We start from the raw sequence: 25504 nt of genomic DNA, 5'->3' as shown, positions 1-25504 counted from the left end.
CTCCTCAGTCTTTCGCGATATTTCTACTGTGCGCCCACCCCGGCGGGAATGTCTATGCCGTAGAGCTGCGCCGCGTTGCGCCAGCACAGCTTCTCGCGCTGCTCGGCGGACAACGCGCTGGGCAGCTTGCTCACGTCGCCGCATTGCCAGTGTGGATAGCTCGAGCCGAACATCACCATGTCGTCCTTGCCGGTGAAGCCGAACCATTCACCGGCGAATTCGACGTCGCCGGGCCCATCGAGGCTGCCTTGAACGAAATACACGTGACCGGGCAGGTAGTCGCTGGGAATCCGCGGGGCCCATGGAGTTTGCTCCAGGTGCGGCCGGCCGAAGGTGTCCATGCGCCAGATGAACGGCGTGATGAAATCGGCGGCGCCATCGCCCCACACGAACTTGAGGCCGTCGAACCGCTCGAATACACCCTCGGCGATCATGTTCATCTGGTGATACAGGTAGTTCAACGCCATGAAACTGACGTACTGCTCGTAGGTCCGGGTGTTGCCGTTCGGCGTCGGCGGAAACGCGATGCCTGACCCGACCTCGATGTGCGCAGCGACGGGAAGCCCGGCATCGACGGCGGCCTCCCAAATAGGCCAGAACTGCGGTTTTCCGTAGAGCTCGCGGGATTGCAGCGGCACGCCGATCTGAACCACCCGCGGATGGGCGCGCCATCTCTCGATCTCGCGTAGCGCGCCGGGGATGTCATCGGGGTTGACCCGGATGGTGCCGCGGAACCGTTCGCCGAACTGGCCGGACTCCAGCCAGTTCGACACCATCATCTCGTTATGCGCGGCGTGCAGCGCGCTGCCCAGGTGCCGGTCCGGCATGATGCCGCGAGCCATCGGATGCAGCACCGCCACATCGACCCCGCGCTTCGAAAACAGTTCATTGGCAACGAAATCCGGATCCGATCCGGGGTACTGTCCGTCGGGACCCTCGGTGTTGGGTGCGTACTCGCCGCCGGGTGCGCCGTACCAGTCCATCTCGTAGTCGGGAAAGCCGCGGCTCTTGAACGGCTCGCGCAGCGTCTTCCGGAGCGCTTTGTTGGACGGGAAGAAGATGTGCACGCTCGCATCGATCAACGGTGTGCTGGTTCCGTCAGCGTGTGTGATCACCAGGGCCACCCTTCGGCTCCGGCGGCCAAAGCCGGCCGTGCGAGGTCATATGATAGCCAATCTAACATTTTCTGCGGCTGTCCATCAATGGGTTTCCGGTAAGCATTTCGTTTAATCATCGCCCCAGGTAGAGGACGTTTTGCAATCTATTGGGCAAGTCGGGTTCTTGTTTCCGGATAATACCATTCTCCGGGCTGGGGACACCCGCGATGCGGATTGCTCGCCACGACGGGAGATCACCTCGGCGGGCTACTCCGACGTGCCGCCCACCGTGACGCCGGCCGCCCGCTCGAACGGCTTGATCACCGTCGTGAAATCCGAGTCGGGCCCTTCGTCGTCGGCGAGTGCCTCCCACAGCCGGCCGATCGTCTCGGCGACTTCGGCGGGGACGCCCAGTGCTCTCGCTTCGTCGAGGTAAAGCCGCACGTCTTTGAGCATCAGCCCGGTCGCGAAGCCGTAGTCGAAAGTGCGCGGCAGGATCGCCCGGGGGAACTTGTCGCGGCTTGCACTCGTCGCACCCGATCCGGCGTTGAGCACCTCGATCATCACGCCGGGGTCGAGTCCGGCCTTGACGCCCATCACGACGACTTCAGCGGTCGCGGTCAAAACGTTCGCCGCAAGAATGTTGTTCGCCAGCTTCATCGTCTGCGCCGACCCGGGCTTCTCGCCGACATACACCGGCCGGCCCAGGATTTCGAGTGTGGTTCGCACGGCGTCGAATTCGCCGCGTGGGCCGGACACCATGAGCGCCAGGGCCCCTTTCTCGGCGCCGCTGACGCCGCCGCTGACCGGACTGTCCATCGCTACGATGTTGCGCCGGGCGAGCAGGCCATGGATCTGCACCGCCATTTGGCTTCCGACAGTGGACAAATCGACGTAGCGCTGCACCCGCGCGCCCTCGATCACGCCGGCCGGACCGGTTGCCACCTCGAGCGACGCTCCCGGGGTGGGAAGGCTGGCCAGCACCGTTTCCGCGTGGTCGGCGACCTCCTGGGGTGACGACGCCGGGCGGGCGCCCAGCGCGACGACGCGCTCGAGGGCCTCACCACGCGCGTCGAAGGCGACGACGTCGTGCTTGTCCCGAATCAGGCGACCAGCCATGGGAAAGCCCATGTTTCCAAGCCCGATGAACCCGAGTGTCATGACTCGTTCAGCTCGGCGAACGCCTCGCGCGCGATGCGAAAGCTGTCGACGGCCGCGGGTACGCCGGCGTAGATGGCCACCTGCAAAAAGATCTCGCGAATTTCCTCGCGGGTTACACCGTTGGTCAGCGCCGCCTTGACGTGCATCCGCAATTCGTTGGGCCGGTTGAGGACCGCGATCATCGCCAGGTTGAGCATGCTGCGGGTTTTACGTGGCAGTTCCTCACGGCCCCACACCGCGCCCCAGCAGTACTCGGTGACGAGATCCTGCAGGGGCCCGGTGAAGTCATCCGCGTCGGTCAGTGCGCGGTTGACGTGTTCTTCGCCCAACACCTCGGAACGGATGTGGAGCCCGCGCTGATAGGTTTCGCGATCCAATGTTTTCCTCCTTCAATTCGGGCCGGCGGTCCTCGTGGGAGTCGTCTGGGAGCTGCCGAGGTTCCGACTTCCTGAGCGCAGTCTTGCACCGTGGCCACTGCGCGAGGTCTACAGTCGAGATTCACATGGTCTCGCCCCCTCGTGTCCTCGCTCCTGCTGGGAGACTCTGGGCATCTGGCTGCAGACCAATCCTTCTGCAGCGGTTAGGGATCCGGGTACACGCAGGGTGGGTGCTGGGCGAAACCCGGACGAAGGAGAAGCAGTGACCGGAGCAAGCGCGGACATCTGGGAAGTGATGTCGACGGCCCGGACGATCCGGCGCTTCACCGACGAGCCGGTCGACGACGCGACCCTGGCGCAATGTCTCGAGGCGGCCAGGTGGGCTCCCTCGGGCGCCAACGCGCAGGGCTGGCGTTTCGTGGTGCTGCGGTCGCCCGAGCAGCGAGCGGTCGTGGCCAAGGCCGCGGCCCACGCGCTTGAGGTGATCGAGCCGGTCTACGGGATGAGCCGGCCCGCCGCCGGCGACAACGGCCGCCGCGCCCGCACCTACCGCGCGACGTACGAATTGCACGACCGCGCCGGTGAATTCACCTCGGTCCTCTTCGCCCAGGAGCACTACCCGACGGCATCGGAACTGCTGTTGGGCGGTTCGATCTTTCCCGCCATGCAGAACTTTCTGCTGGCCGCGCGCGCCCAGGGGCTCGGCGCCTGCTTGACCAGCTGGGCCTCGTACGGCGGTGAACAGTTGCTGCGGGATGCCGTCGGTATACCCGACGGCTGGATGATCGCCGGTCACATCGTGGTCGGGTGGCCCAAGGGCAACCATGGGCCGCTGCGCCGCCGCCCGCTCGCCGAGTTCGTCAACCTGGACCGCTGGGACAATGCCGCCGGCGGCCTCGTCGACGGTGCGCGAGCCCCCGCGTAGCAGCCATGGCCTGCATCGATACGCCATACGCCGATTCAGAGATTATTACTTCCGCAACCGAGAATGTTATTCTCACGTGACAGTCACGACGAGAGGCGGCGCGGATGCTGTTGGAGTTCGATGCTGATCAACGACTGTGGCAGGACACCGTGCGCGACGCCGTCGCCAAGCAGTGCCCGCCGTCGCTGGTGCGCAGCGTTGCCGAAGAGGGCGTCGACCCGAGCCCGCTGTGGAAATCGTATGTAGACCAGGGCTGGACCGAGCTCAGCGATGCGGACAGCGCCGTCGAGCTGGCCATCGTGCTCGAAGAGCTCGGCCGCGCCACCGACCCCACCCCGTTCCTGGCGACGATGAGCCAGTTCGCACCGCTTGCCGCGGACCGGTTCGACCCACACCAGTCGGGCACCGCGGTCTACGGCGGCATCGCGGCGCACCGCGACGCCGAGGGCTGGGTGCTGGACGGCACCGCGCGCCATGTGCTCGACGGTGACCGCGCGGAACGGCTGGCGGTGGTGACCGATGCCGGGGTGTTCCTGGTCGAGTCCGGTCAGGTGGCGGCCCGGCGTTCGGCGGTGTTCGACCCGGTGCTGCACGTCGCCGATCTGTCGTTCGCGGAGGTTCGGGTGCCCGACACCGAGCGCCTGACGGTCGACGCCGAGCGCGCGCACCATTTCGCGTTGACCGGCATGGCGATCACCATGGTCGGTGCCTGCCAACGCATACTCGACCTGGTGCTCGAGCACGTCACCAGCCGACAGCAATTCGGCGTGGCTATCGGTTCCTTCCAGGCGGTCCAGCACAAGGCCGCCGACATGCACGTCGCCATCCAACGGGCGCGGGCCCTGGCGTATTTCGCCGCGTTGACGATCGCGGCCGACGATCCCCGCCGCCGGCTGGCGGCCGCAATGGCCAAGGCATCGGCGGGGGAGTGCCAGTCGCTGGTGTTCCGGCACGGCCTACAACTGCACGGCGCAATGGGATTCACGTGGGAGAACGACCTGCAGTTCGCGCTGAAACGGGCCAAAGCGGGCGAGCTGATGCTCGGCGGCGCGGCGGAGCACCGGGCGCGGATAGCGGAGGAATACCGTGCAGCTGACTTTTGATTCCGCCGTCGAGGAGTTCCGGGCGGAGTTCTCGGCGTTCCTCGACGAAAATCTGCCTCCCGCAAGCGAAACGCTCGAGCGTCCCCGGTCGGTCTCGCACATGCCGCAGTGGGCGCGCGACTGGCAGCGGCTGTTGTTCGACAACGGCTGGTTGCTGCCCAGCCAGCCGCCGGAATTCGGCGGTCGTAACGCGTCGGTCATCCAGCAGTTCGTCTACCTGGAGGAGCTCAGCCGCCGCCGGATCTACCACAGCTTCAACCCGCAGGGCGTGAACATCGTTGGCGCGTCGCTGTTGTCCTTCGGCAGCGACGAGCAGAAGCGGCGCTGGGCGGTGCCGATTCTGCGGGCCGAGATCACCGCATCGCTCGGAATGAGCGAACCCAGCGCCGGCTCCGATCTGGCCTCGTTGCGCACGCGGGCGGTGCTGGACGGCGATCACTTCGTGGTCAACGGCCAGAAGGTGTGGACCTCGGGGGCCCACGATGCCGACGTTCTGTTGACGTTCGTCCGTACCAACCCAGATGTGCCGAAACACAAGGGAATCAGCGCGCTCATCATCCCCACCGACACGCCAGGGCTGGTGCGCCGTCCGTTCCCGTCGATCTGCGGCGCCGACGATCTGGATTTCAACGAGGTGTTCTTCACCGACGTGCGGGTGCCGGCCGAAAACCTGGTCGGCGAACTCGACCAGGGTTGGCGGGTGGCCAACGGATCGCTGGGGCACGAACGCACCATGATGTGGCTGGGTTTCGCCGATCGCCTGGAGAACATGATCGACGACTTTCACCCCAGCACCGAGGTTGAGCGCGACCCGTACGCCACCACGATCATGGACAGGCAGGCGCTGCGGTTGTTGGGCTCGGCGGCCCTGGCCCGCGCCGCGCGCGGCGAAGATGACGTGGCCGCGATCTCGGTGCTCAAGCTGCTCGGTTCCGAAGCGGAGTTGCGGGGCATGGAGCTCGCATTGACATCCGCGGGATCCGACGGGCTTGTGCACCCCGGACTGACCGGGCCGTACGCGCACATGAACCTCGACCACTACTTCGCCAGCTGGTTCGAGCGCTACGCCCGCAGCTTCTCCGGGACCATCGCCGGCGGCACCTCCGAAATCCAGCGCAACATCATCGCCCAGCGGGTGCTCGGCCTGCCGCGCGGCTAGCATCATCACAGCGCCTGCTGAGAGGCATTGCCGGGCAACGTAATCCGGCTCACGCCTGGGGTGTGCAGCTGGCCGGTGGCCGCGAATTCAAACACCGTGCAGGCAGCCGGCCAATCGTGCTTTCCGGGCTGAGCGATCACCGCGCAATCGATGCCGTTGACCCTGCCGAGCTGGCACAAGGAAGCGGCAGCGGCAGGCTGGTTGGTTGGCGTCGGCGTCGGCGTCGGCGGCGCGGAGTGTGAACCCACGGCTTTGAGTGTGCAGCCAGGGCGGCTGCCGCCCGGCGTGTCGTCGCCCTCAGCGCACGGTCAAAGCCATGGATTCACACTCGACGGTCGAGTGGACCAACGGCCCACAGTGGGCGGGGCCGGGGCCCTGGGGAACCTACACCGGGTCGAATTTGGTGATCAGCCAGGCGCCGTTGACCCGGGTCAAGCTCACCAAAACACTGCTGGAGGCCATCGCGGGGTCGGGATTGTCCTTGCTCGTGGTGCTCTGGTCGACCAGCACCAGCACGACGGCCGAATCCGGATGCAGTTCCTGAACCGCGGCCCCCAACACTCGAGCGTTGGTTTTCAGTGACTTCTGCTTGGCCGCCGGAGCCACGATCTGCTCGGTGAACTGGTTGTAGTACGACAAGAAGTCCCCGGACAGGTGAGACTTGGCGGCGGCGAAGTCCTTGTCGAGAGATTCGGGCGAGTAGGACAGCAATGCGACCGTGCCATCGGACGCCGCGTTGGCGACGGCGCTCGCGACGCCGGCGTCGGTCTGTTTGTCCGGCCGGTACTGCTTGAAGTACAGCCACGCCGCCACACCGCCGGAAAGCAGCAGCAGCACAATGAGAATCACGGGAATGACTCTCACCTTGCGCCGCGGGCGTGGCTCGGTAGGTCCGCCGTGTTCGGTTTCTTCGGCGGAGTCGTCAGCGGTTTCGATGCTGCGGTCGTCCTCGCTCATGGAATGAACTCCACGTTGGACATCTTGTATTGCCCGCCGTCGTCTTTGACGGTCACCTTGAGCCGCCAATTGCGTGGTGCGTCTTTGGCGCCCGCGGCATTGGTGATGTGCGACGTCGCCGCGACGAGAACCAATGCGTAGTCGCCGTTGATGGATTGCACGGCCGCGGCATTCACGGTTCCCTGGGTGACCACCTTGGACTGCTCGACCACGGTCGTGAAATCTTTTGCACGCGCTTGGAAGTCGTCGTGAAACTGCCCGGTCGAGCTGTCGATCACCCGCTGGACGTCCTCCTTGGCCTTATTGAAGTCCATGGAAATCAGGTTGACGACCCCTTGTCGGGCACCCGCGATGAAATTCGCGGCGCGCTGCTTGCGTTCGACGGTTTCGTGGCGCTGCCACATCATGTATCCGCTGGCCGCGATGAAGGCACAGATGAGGACGACGACGGCAGCTTTCCATGCCACCGACCATGATGGCAATCGCAGGCGTCGCCGAGAGCGGGCCGGTTTGGATTCCGATTCTGCGTCTTCGGCCGTCTCGTCGGACTCCGCTTCGGCCTGGGTCTTTGCTTCGTCGGTGCCGTCCGCGTCCTCGTCGGAGACGCCCTCGGTCTTCGCCTCGGTGTCCGCTTCGGCGGTGTCGGTCGCGTCCTCGTCGTCTCCCGACCCTCCTTCGGCGGTCTCAGCCTTGGCCTCTGCCTCAGCTAAGGCCTGCGCTTCACGCCGGAGCCGGGCGGCGCGGGCGCGGGCGCGCGCCGCGGCGGCCAGCGCCTCGGCTTCCGCGGCCTCGGCCTCGGCTTCCTCGAGCAACGCCTGTGCGTCGGCTTTCGAGGTGGCCGAGTCTTGTGGCGGCTTCTTCGCCTCAGGCATCCTGACTCCCCATCGCCCTCATGAGCGACCGACTCCTATGCGACTCACGCGGCTAGAATCGCACGAGCGAAAACGGGTAACTGGTGCTGCCCCCGGGTCCGCCTCCGCAACCGGTGTCGAACGTCGAGTCGACCTGACCCGCCAGTGTCACCGCGTCCCACGAGTAGACGTCGTGCGAGGGAAAGAACTGGACCACGCAGCGAACACCGTCGGGCACATCGACGGCCAGGGTGTAGCGGCCGTTGGCAAGCTGAGCTATGCCTCTGTAGACGGTCGCTTGCCCGTTGGGCTGCGGAGTCGCGTACACCTGCGCGCATCCTGGCGTTGGCTGGACGCACGGGCTGATCGACCAAATCCAGAAGTGGCCGGGATCCCGGTTCGTGTCCAGATGGTAGTTGCCAGGCACCATGTCCGCGTGGGCGGTCGGCGTGAGAGTCAGCGCGGCCATCGCAAGTGCAAGGCTCATTGCGAAAGTCTTCACGGATGCGTCTCCCATCTCTGCACACGCGCTTGGCCTCAATATAAGACGCGGTCACGCTGAACAGGCCCACTCGCAAAAATTATGAGCGGCTCAGTCAATGACGGCCGCTTCCTTGCGTTCCGTGATCGGCCTGGCGAGCTCTTGCTCGTCGCAGATGCGCTGCAGCTTCTCCAGCGTCTCGTCCAGGCCCGGCCCGACCTTACGCCCGGGCGTGAAGGTGGCCGGCAGCTTACGCATGCCCTGGATGACACCGATGGTCTCGTAATGGACGGTGCCCTCCGGATCGCACGTGTAGTCGGGCATCCGGTCGAGCACCGCGGTCAGCATGGACTTGAACACAGTGCGCGCCACATTCGAGCCGATGCACCGGTGGACGCCCAGCCCGAAGCTGAAGTGCCGGTTGCCTTTACGGTCGAGGATGATCTGGTCCGGGTCGTGGAACACCAAGGGGTCGCGGTTGGCCATCGCCCACGAAATCCACAGCCGTTCACCCTCTTTGAACCGGGTGCCGTCGAGCTCGGTGTCGTCGGCAAAGGTCCGGCCGTCGCCGGGCGCCGGGGTGAAGTAGCGCAGGAACTCCTCGGTCGCGGGGTCGAGCAGGGTCTTGCGCTCGTTGCTGAGCAGCTGCCGTTGGTCCGGGTGTTCCGAAAGCCATTCCAGCGAATGGGCGGTCAGGGCGGTCGTGGTGTCGAAGCCGCCGCCGATGACCAGGCCAAGGTTGCCGAGGATTTCCAGATCCGGGGCGGGGTCGCCGTCGATGCGCATCTGCAGCAAGCCATTGATGATCCCCGGCCGCGGGTTCTTGCGGACCTCCAGCATGTTGTTGACCATGTCGAGCCCCATCTCGCGGTGCATCGCGGTGACGCGCTCGATGTCGGGGGAGTGCTCGGGCGTGTACACCGCGGCGTGCACCGGCTCGCTGTACATGTTCCACTTCTTCAGCGGGATGCCGAGCATGGCCAGGGTGAAGACGGCCGGCACGATGTTGGCCAGATCGTCGACGAAATCGATGCGGCCACTCTCGATCTTCTCGTCGAGGCAGGCGCGCGTCACGTCGTCGATGAACGGTTCCCAGCGCTTGATCGCCGCCGGTGAAAGGTACGGGTTGAGCACCGTTCGATAGGTGCGGTGTTCGGGGTCGTCCATCTCCAATATGCCGCCGCGCACCGCGCTGACGCGGCTGGCGGTGGGAATCGAAATGCCTTTGTAGCCCCGGCGTTCGCCGTGGATGTCGTGGTCGTTGGAGACTGCAGGGCAGCGAGCCAGCTCGAAGACCTCGTGGCTTCCGGCAGCGACCCAGTGCCCGCCGTACGTGTCGGTCCACGCCATGGGGCACTTTGCGTGCATCTCTTCGGTGATCCTCTTGAACTGCGACCGATACTCGGACGAATGCCGGTCGAAGTGGTACCGGTTCTTCTTGCGGTCGCTGTCATTGACGACGTCATCGACACTCAACGGCTTTGTCTCCCTACAGGTTTCGCGTGCTAAGGACCCGGCGCCGGCTCAGTCGTCGGTGACCGTGATGGCCTGCTCCGGGCAGGACTGGGCGGCCTCACGCACCTGGTCCTCGCGATCGGCGGGCACCACCTCGTCGACTGCCGACGAACTGCCGTCGATGTCGCTGAGCTGAAACGACTCCGGAGCGATCATCGCGCACAGGGTGTGGCCCTGGCACCGCTGCGAATCCACCGAGACCTTCACGGGCTTTCTCCTCTCACACTGTTGGGCGGGCATTGCTGGCCAGCCGCCGCTCAGGTGTTGCGGCCGCCGTTGACGCCCAAGATCTGACCGGTGATGTAGCCAGCTTCCTCGGACACCAGAAACGCGCATGCCGCAGCGATGTCCTGGGGCGTACCCATCCGGCGTACCGGGGTCCGCGCGATCGTCTCGTCGATGTCGCCGAGGAAGCCGTTCTTCTCGGCGGCGCGCAGCATCGGGGTGTCGATGAAGCCGGGCGGCACGGCGTTGACCGTGATGCCCTTGGGTCCGTACTCGAGTGCCAGTGACTTCGTCAGGCCGTTGACCGCCGACTTGGCCGCCACGTAGTGACTCATATAGGGCGCGCCGGAATGCGTGCTCGACGAAGAGATGTTGACGATGCGTCCCCATCCGGCCTCGACCATGTCGGGCAGCACCGCTTGGACGGTGTGAAAGACGCCGTTGAGGTTGACGTCGATCACCCGCCGCCAGTCCTCGAAGGAGATGTTGTGAAACTTTTTGAACCCGTCGAGTCCGGCGGCGTTGACCAGAACCGTCACCGGCCCAAGTTGGCCGCGGATGGCCGAGAGCGCCGCATCCACTTGCGACCGGTCGGTGACGTCGGCGGTGAAAGCGCAGTCGGCTTCCGATGGACGCAGGTCGATGGACGCGACACTTAAACCGTCGGCCCGCAGGCGTTGCGCGACGGCGAGACCGATGCCCGATCCGCCACCGGTCACTACCGCAGTCTTCATGTCGAGGCCTCTACTCCGACGGGGGCCATTTCAGCCACAAAGAATCTCCCTTACAATTATGAGAACCCTACTCTCCACGCGGAGTGGCGTGCAACACGCGCGCAACAGCGCCTCCTGCCTGCGTCGAGACGCCCAGGCCGGCGACCCGCGGTCATTTTTCGCCCTGGTCAGCACCTCGATATTGTTCCTGAGAGTTTCTTGAATTATCGAAACTCGAATGTAAGATTCGCCGGGGAAGAGAATGAAATTACCGTGATCGCCACCACACTAGGGGGTACGTAATGCCTGCCCAGGACACGGCAGAGCCCGCCACTGGGTCCGCAGCGGCCATCGCGTCACCAGCCGTCTCAGCCGACGGAGCCGGCACGTGAGGCCGCTCGAAGGCATCCGCGTCCTCGAGGTAGCCATGTACGGGTTCGTCCCGTCGGCGGGTGCGGTGCTCGCCGAATGGGGCGCCGACGTGGTCAAGGTCGAGCACGCCGTGACCGGTGATCCGCAACGAGGGTTGCGTCAGACCGGGATGCTGCGCGTCGAAGGCGATCCCAACCCCAACATCGAGCACGCCAACCGCGGTAAGCGCAGCATCGGACTGGACATGTCGGTGCCGGAAGGCAAGGAAGTCCTCTACGAGCTGGCCCGTCGGGCCGATGTCTTCCTGACCAGTTTCCTGCCCGATCACCGGCAGAAGTTCGGCATCGATGTCGACGACATCCGTGCGGTCAACCCGAAGATCGTCTACGCGCGGGGCAGTGCGCTCGGCCCGCGCGGAGAAGAGTCGACCAAAGGCGGCTACGACATGACCGCCTTCTGGTGCCGGGCCGGCACTGCCGCGACAATTACTCCCGCCGGCATGCCGGGCATGATCGCGCCGCCGGGACCGGCCTACGGCGACACGATCTCGGGCACCAACCTTGCCGGTGGCATCGCGGCAGCGCTGCTCGGACGCGAGCGGACCGGCGAACCGTCCGTCGTCGACGTGTCCCTGCTCGGCAGCGGTCTGTGGTCGATGGGTCACACCGTCGCGCTGACAAAGCATCTGAACCAGCGACTGGAAGCGCCGCCGCCGGGGGTGCACGGCGCGCCGAATAATCCGTTGGTGGGCCTTTACACGACCTCGGACGGTCGCTACATCTCCTTCGTGATGATGCAGCCCACCAAGTTTTGGGCCGACGTGTGCCGGCATGTGGACCTGCCCGAGCTGGCCGACGACCCGCGTTTCGACACGGTAGACAACATCGCGGCCAACACGGCCGACGCGGTGGAACTCCTGACCAAGGCCATCGGTGCTCGCACGCTGGCCGAGTGGAGCGAGCGCTTCGCCACCCTCGCCGGACCCTGGGCTCCCGTGCAGGACACCCTGCAAGCGGCTGACGACGCGCAGATCCGCTCGAACGAGTACCTGGTGCAGGCTGGTGAACTCGAGCTGGTGGCCAACCCGGTACAGTTCGACGTCGCAGCGCCACAGACCGGGCCAGCACCCGGATTCGCTGAGCAGACCGACGAGATCCTGATGGAGCTCGGCCTCGACTGGGACCGCATCATCGAACTCAAGACGGCCGGCGCCGTCACCTAAGACCGGAGCAGCTCGGACATGGTTGAGCAGACTGTCGCTTGCGTTGGGACGCAGTCGCCTTGCGTCACTGCACCGACCGCGAAGTGCGCGGTAACGGTTATGCATTTTTCGCTCCACCCGGACGCCGCATGAGTCATAATCGCCGGACGCTTCAAGACGCGGAGCTCCTCGTTTTACAGCGAACTCACGCGATAGGACGGAGGTTTGGCGTGAGCGAGGTCGCGGCTGTCACATCGCAGGCCCATGCCGAAACGTGGTTGCCCGCTGACCATTTCGCCCTCGTCAGCGCGCGTTTACAGCCGTCAATTCTGTCGAACTTACCGCAGCCGTTGCGCCAGAACAAGACTGCCGGTCTCGTAACGCGGGGAAGGGTCTGACGCCGATGGCGACCAAGGGCGCCGACCACTGGTCAGCGGGACTGCCGCAGCTGAAACTGAAATGGGACCTCTCGGGGCCCATGCAGGCCGTCGGTGCCTTGTTCGCGATGTCGGCCGATGCGGTCAAGTTCGTGTTCCGCCGGCCGTTCCAGTGGCGGGAGTTCCTGGAGCAGTCCTGGTTTGTCGCGCGCGTGTCGCTGGCTCCCACGCTGTTGGTGGCGATCCCGTTTACCGTCCTCGTCAGCTTCACACTCAACATCCTTCTGCGTGAATTGGGCGCAGCGGACCTATCGGGTGCGGGGGCCGCGTTCGGCGCAGTCACCCAGCTCGGACCTCTGGTCACGGTGTTGATCGTCGCCGGGGCCGGTGCCACGGCAATGTGTGCGGACCTTGGGTCGCGCACGATTCGCGAAGAGATCGACGCGATGGAAGTGCTGGGTATCAACCCGATACAGCGCTTGGTCACGCCGCGCATGCTGGCTTCCGGATTGGTCGCGTTTTTGCTCAACAGCCTGGTGGTGATCATCGGGGTCCTTGGCGGCTACGTCTTTTCGGTGTTTGTGCAAGACGTCAATCCCGGCGCGTTCGCCGCCGGCATCACGTTGCTCACCGGCGTGCCCGAGGTCGTCATTTCCTGCGTCAAGGCGGCGCTTTTCGGCCTCATCGCCGGTTTGGTCGCCTGCTATCGGGGGTTGTCGATCACCGGCGGTGGCGCCAAAGCTGTCGGCAACGCGGTGAACGAAACCGTGGTCTATGCCTTCATGTCCCTGTTCGTCGTCAACGTGGTTGTCACCGCGATCGGCATCAAGATGACGGCGAAGTAGGGCGATCATGGCGCTGAGGGCTGCATATCCGCGATTGACTCGCCAACTCGAGCGTCCGGTCGCCTTGATGGGGCGGATCGGCGACCACACCCTGTTTTACGGCAAGGCGCTCGCCGGGGTCCCCTTCGCGGCCAGGCATTACACCCGCGAAGTCGTTCGACTGATCGCCGAGATCAGCATGGGCGCGGGCACATTGGCGATGATCGGCGGAACCGTCGTGATCGTCGGGTTCCTGACCCTCGCGGCGGGCGGCACCCTGGCCATTCAGGGTTACACCTCGCTGGGCAATATCGGCATCGAGGCGCTAACCGGCTTTCTGTCCGCGTTCATCAATGTGCGCATCGCGGCACCGGTCGTCGCCGGTATCGGCCTGGCGGCCACCTTCGGCGCCGGGGTGACGGCCCAGCTGGGTGCCATGCGGATCAACGAAGAAGTCGATGCGTTGGAAAGCATGGCCATTCGCCCGATCGCCTACTTGGTCAGCACCAGGATCCTGGCCGGAATGATGGCTATCACGCCGCTGTACAGCATCGCCGTGATCCTGTCGTTTGTGGCCAGCCAGTTCACCACGACGTTCTTGCTCGGACAGTCGCAGGGTTTGTACCAGCACTACTTCAACACGTTCCTGAACCCGATCGACTTGTTGTGGTCATTTCTGCAGGCCATTTTGATGGCGCTCACCATCCTGTTGATCCATACCTACTACGGCTATTTCGCTTCGGGTGGGCCCGCCGGTGTCGGTAACGCGACCGGCAATGCGGTACGCACCTCGCTCATCGTCGTGGTGTCGGTAACGCTGCTGGTCTCGCTGTCTATCTACGGTACGAACGGCAACTTCAACCTGTCCGGTTAGCAAAGGAGGTGGAACGGTAGTGACGCAGAGTGTGCCAGCGGGTCGCGGCGCGGTCGCCGGCCGGCCCCCGCGCACCGGCCATGCGCGGCCACCGGCCGGACGGAATTACCTGCCGCCCTTGCTCGGATTGGCGACCGTCCTCATCATCGGCTTGATTTTCGCCGTGGCGGTGGGTCTGTTTCAGGGTTCGTTCACCGAAACCGTGCCGGTGACCGTGATCTCGCAACGAGCCGGTCTGGTGATGAACCCGGACGCCAAGGTCAAGCTGCGTGGCGTGCAGGTGGGCAAGGTCGACTCGATCCAATCGCTGCCCAACGGCCAAGCGGCCATTCACTTGGCGATGGACCCGTCGCAGATGCGTTTCATCCCCAGCAACGTGCTCGTGAACATCGCATCCTCGACGGTCTTCGGCGCGAAGTCCGTCGAGCTGGTGCCACCCGAACAGCCCTCGGCCCAGCGGCTACGCGCCGGCCAGACGCTACGAGGCCAGCACGTCATGGTCGAAATCAACACGGTTTTCCAGGAACTCGTGTCGGTCCTGTCGCACATCGACCCGCCGAAGCTCAACGAGTCACTGGGTGCGCTGGCGCAAGCGTTCAGCGGGCGGGGCCCACAGCTCGGCCAGTCCCTGAGCGACCTGGATTCTTTTCTTGCGAAGTGGGAGCCGAGCCTTCCCGCATTGAGGCATGACCTCACGGTCTTACCCGCGGTGTCCAACGCCTATGCCGACGCGGCACCGGACCTGGTGAAGACCGCGGCCAACGCCACCCGGATCAGCAAGACGATTGTCGAGGAACAGCACAACCTGGACGCGTTGCTGATCAGCGCGATCGGTTTGGCCGACATCGGCAACGAGGTGTTGTCGACGAACCGCCAACCGCTGACGAATGTGTTGCATCTGCTGGTGCCGACCACCGACCTGCTAAATGAGTACAACCCCGCGCTCACCTGCGCTTTCACCGGACTCGTACGCATATCGCACGGGGCGCCGTTGTCGGAACCGAGCATCAACATCTCGGCGAGCCTCACGTGGGGCGCCGAACGTTATCGGTATCCGACGAACCTGCCCAAGGTCGCGGCGACGGGCGGCCCGCAGTGCGTGGGTCTGCCGCTGCCGTTCAATACGAGCCCACCCCAATTGATTGCCGATATCGGCGCGGACCCGGTGAACTACGGAAACCCGCAGCTGTTGCTCAACTCTGATCTCCTCAAACAGCTGTTGTACGGGCCAATTGCCGGTCCGCCACGAAATTCCGCTCAGATCGGACAACCCGGATGAGGACGCGCGCCACGCTGATCAAGTTCGCGATCTTTGCGGTCGTGATGGCGATGCTTACCGCCTTCCTTTTCTTCATCTTCGGCCAGTATCGGACGGGTTCGACGAACAAATATTCGGCCGTGTTCACCGACGTGTCGCGTCTGAAGACGGGGCAGTCGGTAAGGGTCGCCGGCATCCGGGTGGGCACGGTCAACGGCGTTTCGCTGCAGCCGGACAAGAAGGTTGTGGTGAACTTCGACGTCGACCGCAACGTCGTCCTCACCGAGGGCTCCCGGGCAGCGGTCCGCTACCTCAACCTGGTGGGCGATCGCTACCTCGAACTCGTCGATGGTCCGGGCTCGACCAAGCATCTGCCGGCAGGCGGTCAGATTCCGGTTAGCCGCACCGCGCCGGCGCTCGACCTCGATCTGCTGCTCGGCGGACTCAAACCCGTCACCCAGGGCCTGAATCCGCGCGATGTCAACGCGCTGACCTCAGGACTGTTGCAAGTCTTCCAGGGCCAGGGGGGGACCCTCGACTCGCTGTTCGCCAAGACGACTTCGTTTTCGAACGCCTTGGCCGACAACGATCAAACCGTCCAGCAACTGATCGACAATCTCAACATCGTGATCGGCACGGTTTCGAAGGACGGCAAGCAGTTCTCCGGCGCGATCGATCGCCTCGAGCAGCTTGTCAGCGGCTTGTCGAATGATCGCGACACGATCGGGTCTGCCATCGACGCCCTGGACAAGGGAACCGCCTCGCTGGCGGACCTGCTGGCCGAGGCACGACCGCCGCTGTCCGGCACCATAGCGCAGTTGAATCGGCTGGCGCCGATACTCGATGGCGACAGGGACCGCCTCGACGCCGTACTCGGCAAGGCGCCACAGAACTACCGCAAGCTGGTCCGGCTCGGCGTGAACGGCGCCACCATTCCGTACTACCTCTGCCAGTTCGGGCTCCGCGGTACGGATCTTTCGGGTAAGACCGTGCGCGCCAATATCTTTAGGTCAGAAGCAGGAAGGTGCTCGGAACCCTAATGCTGAAGTATCGCGGAGCTGGGCTCGTCAAGGCAGGACTGATCGGCGTCGTCCTGGCGGTGATGGTCATCCTGGTGGGCCTGTCGCCCGACCGCTTCACCCAATGGGCGACGATGGTCAGGTACCAGGCGCTGTTCACCGAAGCCGGCGGTCTCGCGACCGGCAACCCGGTGATCGTGTCGGGGATGAAGGTCGGCACGGTCTCGGATGTGAAGCTGCGCCACGGCGATGCGCTGGTGACGTTCGCGATGAAGGGCAACATCCTGCTCGGCTCGGAGACTTCCGCGCACATCCGCACCGGCACCCTGCTGGGCGAGCGAATGCTGACGGTGGAGTCCGCCGGCAGCGGCACCATGCATCCGATGGCTCTGATCCCCGTCTCGCGCACGTCCTCGCCGTATTCGTTGACCGAGGCGGTCAGTGACCTGACGTCGGACACGGCCGGCACCAACACCACGGCGCTGAATCAGTCGTTGGACACTCTGGCTGCGACGCTTGATCAGATCGCGCCCCAGATGGGGCCGGCCTTCGACGCGCTCACTCGGTTATCGCGAACCCTCAACAGCCGCAACAAGAACCTGGGCGAGTTGTTCAAGAGCGCCGGCGATGTCACCGGGATACTCTCCGAACGCAGCATGCAGGTCAACAAGCTCATCCTGAATTCCGATTCGCTGTTGCAAGTGCTGGTCGCGCGCCGGCAAGAGATCGTGGACCTGCTGGCCAACACGTCGGTGGTGGCCAAGCAGCTGACGGCGTTGGTGCACGACAACGAAAGCACATTGGCACCGACGCTGGAGCGGCTGAACCGGGTTCTCGGGGTGTTGGAGAAGAACCGCGACAACATCGGCAAAGCGCTGCCGGGTCTCGCCAAATTCCAGATCACCGTCGGTGAGGCCATTTCCGGCATGTACGCCTACCAGGCGTTCGCCCCGAACTTCCTTGTCCCGCAACTCTTCCAAGAGCTGGTCGACTACCTGTGGGGATTCCGGACCTTCGATACTTCAAAGGGACCCGGATACCCATCGCCGGTACCTCGGGCACTGACCCCTTGGCCATACAACTTGATTCCACAGTGCCCTGGTTGCACCTTGGGCGGACGGATCGGAGGATCACAGTGACCTCCCGGATCTCCCGGATGCCGCGCAAGCGGGTGGCGGCCGTGACGGCTGTCGTGCTCGTCGGACTCATCGTTGCCGGCGCCGCCGTGGTCATCCGTAACACGTTCTTCGGCCCACGGACCATCACCGCTTACTTCACCACCGCCACCGCGATCTATCCCCATGACGAGGTGCGGGTTTCGGGCGTCAAAGTCGGCAGCATCAAATCCATTCAGCCGCAAGGCACTCAGGCCAAGATGGTCCTCAAGGTCGACCGCGACGTGCCCATTCCGGCGGACGCAAAGGCGGTTATCGTCGCCCCGAATCTGGTGGCCGCGCGCTACGTCCAGCTCTCACCGGCCTACCGCGACAGTGGCCCGGTCATGCACGATGGGGCAGTCATACCGGTCGAACGCACCGCGGTCCCAGTCGAGTGGGACGAGGTCAAAACGCAGTTGATGCGGCTGGCAACGGATCTGGGACCCAAGAGCGGGGTATCGGGCACATCCGTGGGGCGGTTCATCGACAGTGCCGCCAATGCGCTGGACGGCAACGGCGACAAGCTGCGCCAAACGCTCGGTCAATTGTCAGGCGTGGGCCGGATCTTGGCCAACGGCAGCGGCAACATCGTCGATATCATCAAAAACCTGCAGACGTTCGTCGCCGCGCTGCGCGACAGCAACGTGCAACTCGTGCAGTTCAATGACCGGCTGGCCACGCTCACCAGCGTGGTCAATGACAGCAAATCCGACCTGGATGCGGCACTGACCGACCTGTCGACGGCGGTCGGTGAGGTGCGGCGATTCATCGCCGGAACCCGCAACCAGACCAGCGAGCAGATCGCCCGGTTGGCCGATGTCACGCAGAACCTGGTCGATCACCACATGGCCCTGGAAAACATTCTGCACGCGGCGCCGAACGCTTTCGGCAACTTCTTCAACGACTACAACGCCGACACCGGAACGATCGTGGGTGGGTTCGGGCTGATGAACATGGCGAATCCCACCTGGGGCGGGCAGGTTCTGCTGTCCGTACCGGGCTGCACGCAAATCGGCGCTGTCGAGAACATCACCGCGGTCGAATCGGGCAAGCTGTGCTCCCTGTTCCTCGGTCCCGGCTTGCGGCAGACCAACTTCAATAACTCGCCGATTCCCATCAACCCGATCATCGCCAAATCGATTGACCCGGGCCGGGTTCTCTACACCGAGCCGCGCCTGGCGCCCGGCGGCGAGGGCCCGAAGCCCGGACCACCCGAGATCCCGCCCGAAGTGTCGGCCTACACCGGTCTGCCGGGTGATCCGGTGGGACCGCCAGGGGCGGTGCCGCCGGAGCGGATACCGGGTGCGGCGATGCCGCTGCCGCCGCCACCGTCGACACCGATGTCACCGCCACCCGGGCCGACCGTGTCGGGCATGCTGCTGCCAGACGGAGGCCCCCAACAATGATCGCCCGGGTGATCGCTAGGCGGGTGTTCACCGTCGGCTGTTGCGTGATGTTGATGACGACGGGATGCGCATTCCACGGCCTGAATTCACTACCGCTGCCCGGCGCGGTCGGACGTGGGCCAGGGGCCACCATCTACCACGTCGAACTTCCGAATGTCGGGACGATGGAGTCGAATTCGCCGGTGCTGATCGATGACGTCGTCGTCGGCAGTGTCGGCACGATGCGGGTGCAAGGCTGGCACGCGGACGTCGAGATCTCGGTCAAACGCGACGTGGTGGTCCCGGCCAACGTGGTAGCGACCGTCGGTCAGACCAGCCTGCTGGGCTCGATGCATGTGGAGCTCAATACGCCGCCCGGGCAATCGGGAGCCGGACGGCTGCAGCCGGGCGCCACCATCCCGCTGAGCCGATCATCGGCCTACCCGTCGACAGAGCAGACGCTGTCGTCGCTCGGCGCGGTCGTCAACGGCGGGGGATTGGGCCAGATCGGAGAGGTCATCCACAATTTCTCGGCCGCCCTGTCCGGGCACGAGGGTGCCGTGCGTGATCTGATCACCCGCCTGGACACGTTCGTGGGGACACTGGATGACCAGCGGGACAACATCGTCGCCTCCATCCAGGCGCTGAATCGGCTGTCGGCCACGTTCGCCGACCAACGCGACGTCGTCACCGACGCGCTGCGCAAGATACCGCCGGCGCTCGAGGTGTTGATCAAGGAGCGGCCGCGTCTGACGGCCGCCCTGGATCATCTTCGGGTGTTCAGCAACACCGCCACCCGGCTGATCAACGACTCCCAGGCCGACCTGGTCACGAACCTCAAAAATCTGGAGCCGACCATCAAGGCGCTCGCCGACGTCGGACCGGAGTTCGGCGCGGCCATCGCGGCGGCGTCCGTGTTCCCGTTCACCCAGAACTTCGTCGACCGCGCGGTCCGAGGCGACTTCTTCAACCTGCATTTCGACTTCGACCTCACGATTCCACGGCTCAAGAAGGGTTTGTTGCTTGGAACCCACTGGGGGCAGCTGGATATGCCCGTGCCACCGGTGCCCGGGGATCCGTATCGCATGAATTACACACTCGATCCTTTGCATAACCCGCTGAGGCCACCATGGATCGATCCCGACGCCTTGCCGCTGCCCCCACCACCGCCGGGTGCGGCTCCGCTGCCCGGCCCGCCACCGGCTGCGGCACCGGGGAATTATGGACCGTTGCCCGGGCCTGCTCCGGCCGCAGCCCCGCTGCCCGGACCTCCTCCGGGTGCGGCCCCGCTGCCCGGTCCCCCGCCTGGCGCGGCCCCGCTGCCTGACGCGGGTCTTGGCCAGACGGCGCCGCCCGCAGAGGCGCCGCCGACAGGAGCGGGTGGATAGATGCTGACTCGCTTCGTTCGTATCCAGCTGGCGGTGTTCGCGATCGCCGGAATCATTGGCGTGATCGCCATGGTCCTCTTCTATATCCAAGCGCCGACCCTGCTGGGCATCGGCCGGATGACGGTAACGCTGGAGTTGCCGGCCACCGGCGGCCTGTACCGGTTTTCCAACGTGACCTACCGCGGGGTTCAGCAAGGCAAGGTCACCTCGGTGGATCTGACGCCGACCGGCGCGAAAGCCACACTCTCGCTTAGTAGTTCACCGAAGGTCCCGGCGAATCTGACGGCGAAGGTGCTGAGCGTTTCCGCGGTGGGTGAACAGTACGTGGACTTGCAGCCCAAAACCGATTCACCGCCCTATCTGCACGACGGCTCGGTTATCGCCGTGCGAGACACGACAATTCCGCAGCCGGTCGCCCCAATGCTCGAACAGGTCAATGCCTTGGTTCAAAGCATCCCGAAGACCAAACTCGGTCAATTGCTCGACGAGTCCTTTCAGGGCTTCAACGGCTCCGGTTACGACCTGGGGTCGCTGCTCGATTCCTCGAAGACTTTGTCCCGCGACGCCAATAGCGTCGTCGATCGCACCCGAGCCCTCACCGAAGACACCGGGCCGCTGCTGGACACTCAGGCAAGCACCACCGATTCGATCAGGAAGTGGGCACACAGCTTCGCTGGCATCTCGGACACGCTGGTGGACAACGATTCCCACTTCCGCGCCATCTTGGAGAAGGGTCCTGACGCCGCGAACGAAGCGTCGCGGCTTCTCGAACAAATCAAACCGACGCTGCCGGTGCTGCTTGCCAACCTGACCACCATCGGGCAGATCGGCGTCACCTACCACCCTTCGCTCGAGCAGCTACTGGTGTTGCTGCCGTCGGGGGTTGCTGTCGAGCAGGCCGCGCAGGGTGAAAACCATCCCGACGGTAGGGCTTACGGCGACTTCGCGGCCACGGTCGACGATCCACCTATTTGTACGGTCGGCTTCATGCCACCCAACACCTGGCGATCACCGGACGACCTCACCGACATCGACACACCGGACGGGTTGTATTGCAAACTCCCGCAGGATTCACCGATCGCGGTTCGCGGTGCCCGCAACTATCCCTGTATGGGTCACCCGGGTAAGCGCGCACCGACCGTCGAAATCTGCAACAGCGACAAGCCGTACATGCCGCTAGCGATGCGACAGCACACCCTCGGCCCCTATCCGCTGGACCCGAATCTGCTGGCCCAGGGTGTCCCGCCCGATGACCGAATCACCGTCAATGACAGGATCTTCGGCCCGGTCGAGGGTACGCCGCTACCGCCGGGGGCGGTGCCGCGCGGCGCTCCTGTGGGGCCGCGGGGAGAAAATCCGCCACCGGGCACGGTCGGGGCCGCAGTCCCCCCCGTCCCGTCTTCGGGACCCCCCGCGCTGGCGCCGATGTCGAGAATGTCGGCGGACCTTCCGCCCATAGCGCCACTCGACGTTCCTGCGGCGGGAGAACTTCCCCCGCCGCCCGCGGCGCCGGCCCCGCTTCCAGTCCCGCTTCCAGCCCCGCCCTCTCCTCCCGATCCCGGACCAGCCGACACGACCGGCGGGGGAGGACCTCAGGCTGCGCCAAGCTCGTTCGGAGGCAACGCATCTAAACCAACGCCGTCGGTCGTGGTGGCGAAGTACGATCCGCGCACCGGTCGTTACGTCGGTCCGGACGGAAAGTTGTACCAGCAGTCGGATCTCGTTGCTCCGAAAGCACCCAGGACGTGGAAGGACATGCTTCCCACCTGAATTCGCCGGGAGACGAAGCGGCCCGAGGGCGGGGCAATGAAGCTAGGACGGCCCGGTCAGGAGAGCTGATCCAGGCGCAACGGCATCGTGATATCGAGCCACTGGTTTTGCCCGCAGGCACCGCTCGGGCCGACTGTCTTATCCTTGCCCGCGAAAACCCGCGACCCGATCTGGAATCCACCATTGTCGTTCACCGGGTAGAAAAAGAACTGCTGCTGCCCCGCAAACGCGGTACCGTCCTGGCACCGCTCCCAGTTCGGCACTTCGCGTCTCACCTTCCACATCTCGCCATCTTTCATGAATAGGGCCGCGCTCCATCCCTGGTCGCTCGTCACCGTGCCATGGCATTCTATGGTCGAGTCGCAAGTCGAGCTGATGGTCCATACTTGATAGACCGTTGGCTCGCCGAAGTACTGGTCATTTCTCTGGGCGTAATCGCCAATGGACGTGGCACGGAACGTCCCATTGATGGCCACGTCCTCCTTGGTTATCGCCTGGGCTGTGGGTGCAGTGCCCAAACCGCCGAATGCGGTGGCAGCCAACAGCGTTGCGGTGGTGAGTGTTCTGACTGAACGCATCAGGTGCTCCTCGAAGCGCGTAATCCGAGAGTGCCTATGGCACCTATTCCGCCGTCGGTTGCGACGTTCTCGAGCGATGACGTTACACCGCTTTAGCCCGCCAGATAATGGTTAGGACAACATCTGTCGCGCTCATCCGGACGGGTCGAATTTCGCGATCAGCCAAGAGCCGTTGACCTTGGTCAGCGTGACCAGGACACTGCTCTGCGTCGTCTCGGGGTCTTTCTTTTGTGCGCTTGCGGTGGTCTGGTCCACGAATACCAGCACCACGGCCGAATCGGGATGCAATTCCGAGACTGCGGCCCGAATCACCTTGGCCGTCGCCGTAAGTTGTCCCTTCTGCGCAGTCGGCGCGATGACTTCGTCGGCGAATTTGCTGTAATAGGCCAAGAAGTCGCCGGTGAGATGCGACTTCGCGTTGTCGAAATCGCGATTCCAATGGTCGTAGGAATACGACAACGCCGCCACCGCACCATTCGACGCCGCCTGTATTGCCCGGTTCGCCGCGGCGTCGCCAACCTGCTGATCCGGCCGGTACAGGATGAAGTACACGCCGGCAGCGACTCCCATGGCGGCGATCACCAACGTTGTCGCGACGATCGAACGCCACCGCGCCAAATAGCGGCGCGCCCGACGGCGAATCGCCGCCGGCCGCCCCTCCTGGTCGGCACTTGGAATCGTCGAGCCGTCACTCGCGTTTTCGGTGCCGCCCAGCGAGGAGCCATCTTCGACAGTCATCGCAGGAAATCAACTTTCGACATCTTGAGCTGGCCGCCGTCGCGGTCCAAATTGACGCTGAGCCGAAACAGGGCCGGTGGCGGTTTGGCGTTATCGGGCCCAATGGGATCGGTTTTCGCCGCCACAAGCACGACTCCCGAATTGTCGCTCACCGACTGGACCGCGACGGCTTCCACGGTGACCCTGGTGCCGACCTTCGTCTCCTCGGCCTTGTTGACGATCAGCCTCGACAGCACAGCCAGCTGGTTCTTCTGGTCGCCCGTGGAGGCATCGATCGAGCGCTGGACATCCTCTTTGGCATGAGCGGGGTCAATCGACATGAATGCCGTGATCCCTTGCCGGGCAGCTGCACTGAACTCCGCGGTGAGCTGGCGGTTATGCACCGCGATGTGGTGCTGCCAGAGCATGTAGCCGCTCCCTCCCAGAGAAGTGGAGAAGAGCACGGTGCCGATGCCGGCGGCTACCGTTCGCCGCTTTGGGCGCCGCAGCCATCGCGGTCGCCTGGGACGGCGCGGCAACCGTAGCCGTTTCCGGATCGACACCGCGGGCCGGTGCTCGGCATCATGTGCATCGTCGGCCGAATCCCCGGTTTCGGCCGCTCCGCGCAGGCTTTCCAGGCGTGCCCGAGCCGCCTCGGCGCGCGCTTCAGCCTCGGCAACTTCGTCTTCTGCGTCCACTTCCGAGAGGTCGGCGTCGGGCCCGTCCGGATCGTGCATCGGAGAGCGAGCTTATCACTTCCGCGCGGGCTCAAAGGCGCCATGGGGCGGCTGCCCTTGCGGCTCTCACATGCGGAAATGCTCGCCCGTCGGGACACCCGACGTAGTCGCGCTCGATGCCTCGGCGCCGCCGACCTTGCAGTCAGGGTTGATCTTCTCCAACCAGGAGAATTTTCTTTTCGGATGTGGCAGAGTTATCGGGTGCGATCGATCGTGGCCCTGGTTGCTGCGTTGCTCGGCGCCGGTGTGGTGGCGGCGCCGCCAGCCTTGGCGGGGCCGACTGTCTGCGACTACCCCGCCTGCACCCCCGGCATCATGCCGCACCAGGTTCTGGGCGCGCCGTGTGACAACACCAGCTACTACGCGTTCGGTGTCGCCGACGGCTACGTTTCCTTCGCCTCGGAGCCCGGCCGGCTGATGTTCTGCGGCTCGCCGCGGCGATACCAGCCGCGCTGGTTCCGCTCACCTCCGATGGCGGGGGTCAAGGACGAAAACGCCGAATGCCCGAACTATTTGAACTACGTCGCGCAGGCGCCCGACGGCCTGTTCCTGATCTGTATCGCTCACGACGGCATAGCGAGCTGGGTCCGCGCCGACACATAACCGAGTCAGTCGCGGGATTTTCGGGGCAGGCCGAGCAGGCGCCGGCTCAAGTCGGTCACCCGCTCGAGCAACGTGTCGTCGTCGATGTCGGCAACCAGCGGATGCATGACCGCGGTGCTCAGCGCGCCGGAGAACATGGCCGCCTCGATCCGCCCGTCCAGACCCGCATCGCTCAGCAGCACCCGGTACAGACGGTCCATGAAAAGTTGAAACGGCTTGTGCTCGGCCAGCAATCGGACGACGACGGGGTCGAACTGCAGCGTGCGCACCAACCGGCGGTCACGCACGGCCATCTCGACCACGCGCACTAGTAACGCATCGCGCGCTTGGGGACCGTCGTCGTATGCTTCGGCCTCCTCGAGCGCCGGCTCGAGCCGGCCGAGTTCGCGCTCGGTCACGGCGATGACGATCTGCTCTTTGGTCCGAAATTGATGGTAGACAGCGGCTTTCGTGATTCCGACTGCATCGGCGATCATCTGCAGTGAGGTACCGCTGACACCGTGCGTGGCGATCAGATCCAACGCGGCGTCGAGTACCCGCGTCCGGGCCGGGCTGTGCTCGATGAGCCAAAATTGCTCAGCGGCGACCGGCTGCCGTGCTGTTCCCACGCCCCGAGACTAGACGACGCTATTGACCCTGGCTAGCCGATCGGCTAGCTTCGCTCACTAGCCGGGTACCGG

Annotated in this window: 26 protein-coding genes and 1 pseudogene; 13 read left to right on the top strand and 14 right to left on the bottom strand. The window is 64.7% G+C overall.

Annotated features, from left to right (window positions below; all coding sequences use genetic code 11):
* Window positions 1–23: 23 nt before the first annotated feature.
* From AC5Y4T_RS07985 to pcaC, 3 genes are all read right to left on the bottom strand, one after another.
* Window positions 24–1115, bottom strand: a complete 1092-nt coding sequence (locus tag AC5Y4T_RS07985; RefSeq protein ID WP_499952587.1) for an amidohydrolase family protein — start codon at window positions 1113–1115, stop codon at window positions 24–26.
* Window positions 1116–1364: 249 nt separating this feature from the next.
* Window positions 1365–2258, bottom strand: a complete 894-nt coding sequence (locus AC5Y4T_RS07980) for an NAD(P)-dependent oxidoreductase (RefSeq protein ID WP_499952586.1) — start codon at window positions 2256–2258, stop codon at window positions 1365–1367.
* Window positions 2255–2635: a 4-carboxymuconolactone decarboxylase gene (gene pcaC / locus AC5Y4T_RS07975; RefSeq protein WP_499952585.1), complete on the bottom strand. Its 381-nt coding sequence runs from the start codon at window positions 2633–2635 to the stop codon at window positions 2255–2257. Before pcaC ends, AC5Y4T_RS07980 begins: the two co-directional genes overlap by 4 nt.
* Before the next feature lie 295 nt (window positions 2636–2930).
* On the opposite strand from pcaC, the gene AC5Y4T_RS07970 reads away from it, so the two are divergent.
* The 3 genes from AC5Y4T_RS07970 (at window position 2931) to AC5Y4T_RS07960 (ending at window position 5822) form a co-directional block, all read left to right on the top strand.
* Window positions 2931–3560 carry a nitroreductase family protein gene (locus tag AC5Y4T_RS07970; RefSeq protein WP_499952678.1) on the top strand — a complete coding sequence of 210 codons (630 nt, stop codon included), beginning with the start codon at window positions 2931–2933 and terminating at the stop codon, window positions 3558–3560.
* 104 nt (window positions 3561–3664) lie between these two features.
* On the top strand, window positions 3665–4663 hold the full coding sequence (locus tag AC5Y4T_RS07965) for an acyl-CoA dehydrogenase family protein (RefSeq protein ID WP_499918704.1): 999 nt from the start codon (window positions 3665–3667) through the stop codon (window positions 4661–4663).
* Window positions 4647–5822 carry an acyl-CoA dehydrogenase family protein gene (locus AC5Y4T_RS07960; protein ID WP_499918701.1) on the top strand — a complete coding sequence of 392 codons (1176 nt, stop codon included), beginning with the start codon at window positions 4647–4649 and terminating at the stop codon, window positions 5820–5822. The genes AC5Y4T_RS07965 and AC5Y4T_RS07960 overlap by 17 nt, the downstream gene beginning before the upstream one ends.
* A 5-nt stretch (window positions 5823–5827) precedes the next feature.
* Here AC5Y4T_RS07960 and AC5Y4T_RS07955 read toward each other — a convergent pair.
* The 7 genes and pseudogenes from AC5Y4T_RS07955 to AC5Y4T_RS07925 all read right to left on the bottom strand — a co-directional run.
* A pseudogene (locus AC5Y4T_RS07955) lies at window positions 5828–6031 on the bottom strand (esterase family protein); the annotation flags it as partial.
* A gap of 175 nt (window positions 6032–6206) precedes the next feature.
* On the bottom strand, window positions 6207–6779 hold the full coding sequence (locus AC5Y4T_RS07950) for a hypothetical protein (RefSeq protein ID WP_499952584.1): 573 nt from the start codon (window positions 6777–6779) through the stop codon (window positions 6207–6209).
* Window positions 6776–7651 carry an Rv1363c family protein gene (locus AC5Y4T_RS07945; RefSeq protein ID WP_499952582.1) on the bottom strand — a complete coding sequence of 292 codons (876 nt, stop codon included), beginning with the start codon at window positions 7649–7651 and terminating at the stop codon, window positions 6776–6778. Before AC5Y4T_RS07945 ends, AC5Y4T_RS07950 begins: the two co-directional genes overlap by 4 nt.
* Window positions 7652–7703: 52 nt before the next feature.
* Window positions 7704–8147 carry a hypothetical protein gene (locus AC5Y4T_RS07940; RefSeq protein WP_499918690.1) on the bottom strand — a complete coding sequence of 148 codons (444 nt, stop codon included), beginning with the start codon at window positions 8145–8147 and terminating at the stop codon, window positions 7704–7706.
* A gap of 75 nt (window positions 8148–8222) precedes the next feature.
* Entirely contained in the window at window positions 8223–9587 is a 1365-nt protein-coding gene (locus tag AC5Y4T_RS07935; RefSeq protein ID WP_499952580.1) for a cytochrome P450, read from the bottom strand.
* Window positions 9588–9635: 48 nt separating this feature from the next.
* Window positions 9636–9833, bottom strand: coding sequence for a ferredoxin (locus AC5Y4T_RS07930; RefSeq protein WP_499918684.1), 198 nt, complete (start codon window positions 9831–9833; stop codon window positions 9636–9638).
* A gap of 50 nt (window positions 9834–9883) precedes the next feature.
* Entirely contained in the window at window positions 9884–10585 is a 702-nt protein-coding gene (locus AC5Y4T_RS07925; RefSeq protein WP_499918683.1) for an SDR family NAD(P)-dependent oxidoreductase, read from the bottom strand.
* 367 nt (window positions 10586–10952) lie between these two features.
* On the opposite strand from AC5Y4T_RS07925, the gene AC5Y4T_RS07920 reads away from it, so the two are divergent.
* The 9 genes from AC5Y4T_RS07920 to AC5Y4T_RS07880 all read left to right on the top strand — a co-directional run bounded on the left by AC5Y4T_RS07920 (window position 10953) and on the right by AC5Y4T_RS07880 (window position 22189).
* Window positions 10953–12158, top strand: a complete 1206-nt coding sequence (locus tag AC5Y4T_RS07920; protein WP_499952579.1) for a CaiB/BaiF CoA transferase family protein — start codon at window positions 10953–10955, stop codon at window positions 12156–12158.
* Window positions 12159–12540: 382 nt separating this feature from the next.
* A complete protein-coding gene (locus tag AC5Y4T_RS07915; protein WP_499918679.1) occupies window positions 12541–13359 on the top strand; it encodes an MlaE family ABC transporter permease in 819 nt (272 codons plus the stop codon).
* A gap of 7 nt (window positions 13360–13366) precedes the next feature.
* Window positions 13367–14212 carry an MlaE family ABC transporter permease gene (locus tag AC5Y4T_RS07910; RefSeq protein WP_499918677.1) on the top strand — a complete coding sequence of 282 codons (846 nt, stop codon included), beginning with the start codon at window positions 13367–13369 and terminating at the stop codon, window positions 14210–14212.
* Between the two features lie 19 nt (window positions 14213–14231).
* Window positions 14232–15491 carry an MCE family protein gene (locus AC5Y4T_RS07905; RefSeq protein ID WP_499918673.1) on the top strand — a complete coding sequence of 420 codons (1260 nt, stop codon included), beginning with the start codon at window positions 14232–14234 and terminating at the stop codon, window positions 15489–15491.
* The gene (locus AC5Y4T_RS07900; protein ID WP_499918670.1) at window positions 15488–16510 is read left to right on the top strand and encodes an MCE family protein; all 1023 of its coding nucleotides are present in this window, start codon (window positions 15488–15490) and stop codon (window positions 16508–16510) included. Before AC5Y4T_RS07905 ends, AC5Y4T_RS07900 begins: the two co-directional genes overlap by 4 nt.
* On the top strand, window positions 16510–17628 hold the full coding sequence (locus AC5Y4T_RS07895) for an MCE family protein (RefSeq protein WP_499952578.1): 1119 nt from the start codon (window positions 16510–16512) through the stop codon (window positions 17626–17628). Before AC5Y4T_RS07900 ends, AC5Y4T_RS07895 begins: the two co-directional genes overlap by 1 nt.
* 17 nt (window positions 17629–17645) lie before the next feature.
* Window positions 17646–19052: an MCE family protein gene (locus AC5Y4T_RS07890; RefSeq protein WP_499952676.1), complete on the top strand. Its 1407-nt coding sequence runs from the start codon at window positions 17646–17648 to the stop codon at window positions 19050–19052.
* Window positions 19049–20419 (top strand): MCE family protein, encoded by a 1371-nt coding sequence (locus AC5Y4T_RS07885; protein WP_499952577.1) that lies wholly within the window; start codon window positions 19049–19051, stop codon window positions 20417–20419. Before AC5Y4T_RS07890 ends, AC5Y4T_RS07885 begins: the two co-directional genes overlap by 4 nt.
* Entirely contained in the window at window positions 20420–22189 is a 1770-nt protein-coding gene (locus AC5Y4T_RS07880; RefSeq protein WP_499952575.1) for an MCE family protein, read from the top strand.
* Between the two features lie 56 nt (window positions 22190–22245).
* Here the strand turns inward: AC5Y4T_RS07880 and AC5Y4T_RS07875 are convergent, their stop codons facing one another.
* The 3 genes from AC5Y4T_RS07875 to AC5Y4T_RS07865 all read right to left on the bottom strand — a co-directional run bounded on the left by AC5Y4T_RS07875 (window position 22246) and on the right by AC5Y4T_RS07865 (window position 24221).
* A complete protein-coding gene (locus AC5Y4T_RS07875) occupies window positions 22246–22767 on the bottom strand; it encodes an Rv2253/PknI dimerization domain-containing protein (protein WP_499952573.1) in 522 nt (173 codons plus the stop codon).
* A gap of 132 nt (window positions 22768–22899) precedes the next feature.
* Complete coding sequence (locus AC5Y4T_RS07870) at window positions 22900–23505, bottom strand: Rv1363c family protein (protein WP_499918663.1); 606 nt, start codon at window positions 23503–23505, stop codon at window positions 22900–22902.
* Window positions 23502–24221, bottom strand: coding sequence for an Rv1363c family protein (locus tag AC5Y4T_RS07865; protein WP_499952571.1), 720 nt, complete (start codon window positions 24219–24221; stop codon window positions 23502–23504). The genes AC5Y4T_RS07870 and AC5Y4T_RS07865 overlap by 4 nt, the downstream gene beginning before the upstream one ends.
* A gap of 183 nt (window positions 24222–24404) precedes the next feature.
* Here AC5Y4T_RS07865 and AC5Y4T_RS07860 point away from each other — a divergent pair, with 183 nt between their 5' ends.
* Window positions 24405–24824, top strand: coding sequence for a hypothetical protein (locus AC5Y4T_RS07860; RefSeq protein ID WP_499918659.1), 420 nt, complete (start codon window positions 24405–24407; stop codon window positions 24822–24824).
* 5 nt (window positions 24825–24829) lie between these two features.
* Here AC5Y4T_RS07860 and AC5Y4T_RS07855 read toward each other — a convergent pair whose 3' ends face one another.
* Complete coding sequence (locus AC5Y4T_RS07855; RefSeq protein WP_499918657.1) at window positions 24830–25432, bottom strand: TetR/AcrR family transcriptional regulator; 603 nt, start codon at window positions 25430–25432, stop codon at window positions 24830–24832.
* Between the last annotated feature and the right edge of the window lie 72 nt (window positions 25433–25504).

This window comes from Mycobacterium sp. NGS11 (genome assembly GCF_059813315.1).
This window is presented reverse-complemented; position numbering and strand designations above follow the sequence as displayed.

Excerpts from the sequence above, each read along its gene's own strand:
- AC5Y4T_RS07980 (WP_499952586.1), bottom strand. The coding sequence starts at position 2,258 with ATGACACTCGGGTTCATCGGGCTTGGAAACATGGGCTTTCCCATGGCT.
- AC5Y4T_RS07970 (WP_499952678.1), top strand. The coding sequence starts at position 2,931 with ATGTCGACGGCCCGGACGATCCGGCGCTTCACCGACGAGCCGGTCGAC.
- AC5Y4T_RS07965 (WP_499918704.1), top strand. The coding sequence starts at position 3,665 with ATGCTGTTGGAGTTCGATGCTGATCAACGACTGTGGCAGGACACCGTG.
- AC5Y4T_RS07950 (WP_499952584.1), bottom strand. The coding sequence starts at position 6,779 with ATGAGCGAGGACGACCGCAGCATCGAAACCGCTGACGACTCCGCCGAA.
- AC5Y4T_RS07945 (WP_499952582.1), bottom strand. The coding sequence starts at position 7,651 with ATGCCTGAGGCGAAGAAGCCGCCACAAGACTCGGCCACCTCGAAAGCC.
- AC5Y4T_RS07940 (WP_499918690.1), bottom strand. The coding sequence starts at position 8,147 with ATGGGAGACGCATCCGTGAAGACTTTCGCAATGAGCCTTGCACTTGCG.
- AC5Y4T_RS07925 (WP_499918683.1), bottom strand. The coding sequence starts at position 10,585 with ATGAAGACTGCGGTAGTGACCGGTGGCGGATCGGGCATCGGTCTCGCC.
- AC5Y4T_RS07915 (WP_499918679.1), top strand. The coding sequence starts at position 12,541 with ATGGCGACCAAGGGCGCCGACCACTGGTCAGCGGGACTGCCGCAGCTG.
- AC5Y4T_RS07910 (WP_499918677.1), top strand. The coding sequence starts at position 13,367 with ATGGCGCTGAGGGCTGCATATCCGCGATTGACTCGCCAACTCGAGCGT.
- AC5Y4T_RS07900 (WP_499918670.1), top strand. The coding sequence starts at position 15,488 with ATGAGGACGCGCGCCACGCTGATCAAGTTCGCGATCTTTGCGGTCGTG.
- AC5Y4T_RS07895 (WP_499952578.1), top strand. The coding sequence starts at position 16,510 with ATGCTGAAGTATCGCGGAGCTGGGCTCGTCAAGGCAGGACTGATCGGC.
- AC5Y4T_RS07890 (WP_499952676.1), top strand. The coding sequence starts at position 17,646 with ATGCCGCGCAAGCGGGTGGCGGCCGTGACGGCTGTCGTGCTCGTCGGA.
- AC5Y4T_RS07885 (WP_499952577.1), top strand. The coding sequence starts at position 19,049 with ATGATCGCCCGGGTGATCGCTAGGCGGGTGTTCACCGTCGGCTGTTGC.
- AC5Y4T_RS07880 (WP_499952575.1), top strand. The coding sequence starts at position 20,420 with ATGCTGACTCGCTTCGTTCGTATCCAGCTGGCGGTGTTCGCGATCGCC.
- AC5Y4T_RS07875 (WP_499952573.1), bottom strand. The coding sequence starts at position 22,767 with ATGCGTTCAGTCAGAACACTCACCACCGCAACGCTGTTGGCTGCCACC.
- AC5Y4T_RS07870 (WP_499918663.1), bottom strand. The coding sequence starts at position 23,505 with ATGACTGTCGAAGATGGCTCCTCGCTGGGCGGCACCGAAAACGCGAGT.
- AC5Y4T_RS07865 (WP_499952571.1), bottom strand. The coding sequence starts at position 24,221 with ATGCACGATCCGGACGGGCCCGACGCCGACCTCTCGGAAGTGGACGCA.
- AC5Y4T_RS07860 (WP_499918659.1), top strand. The coding sequence starts at position 24,405 with ATGTGGCAGAGTTATCGGGTGCGATCGATCGTGGCCCTGGTTGCTGCG.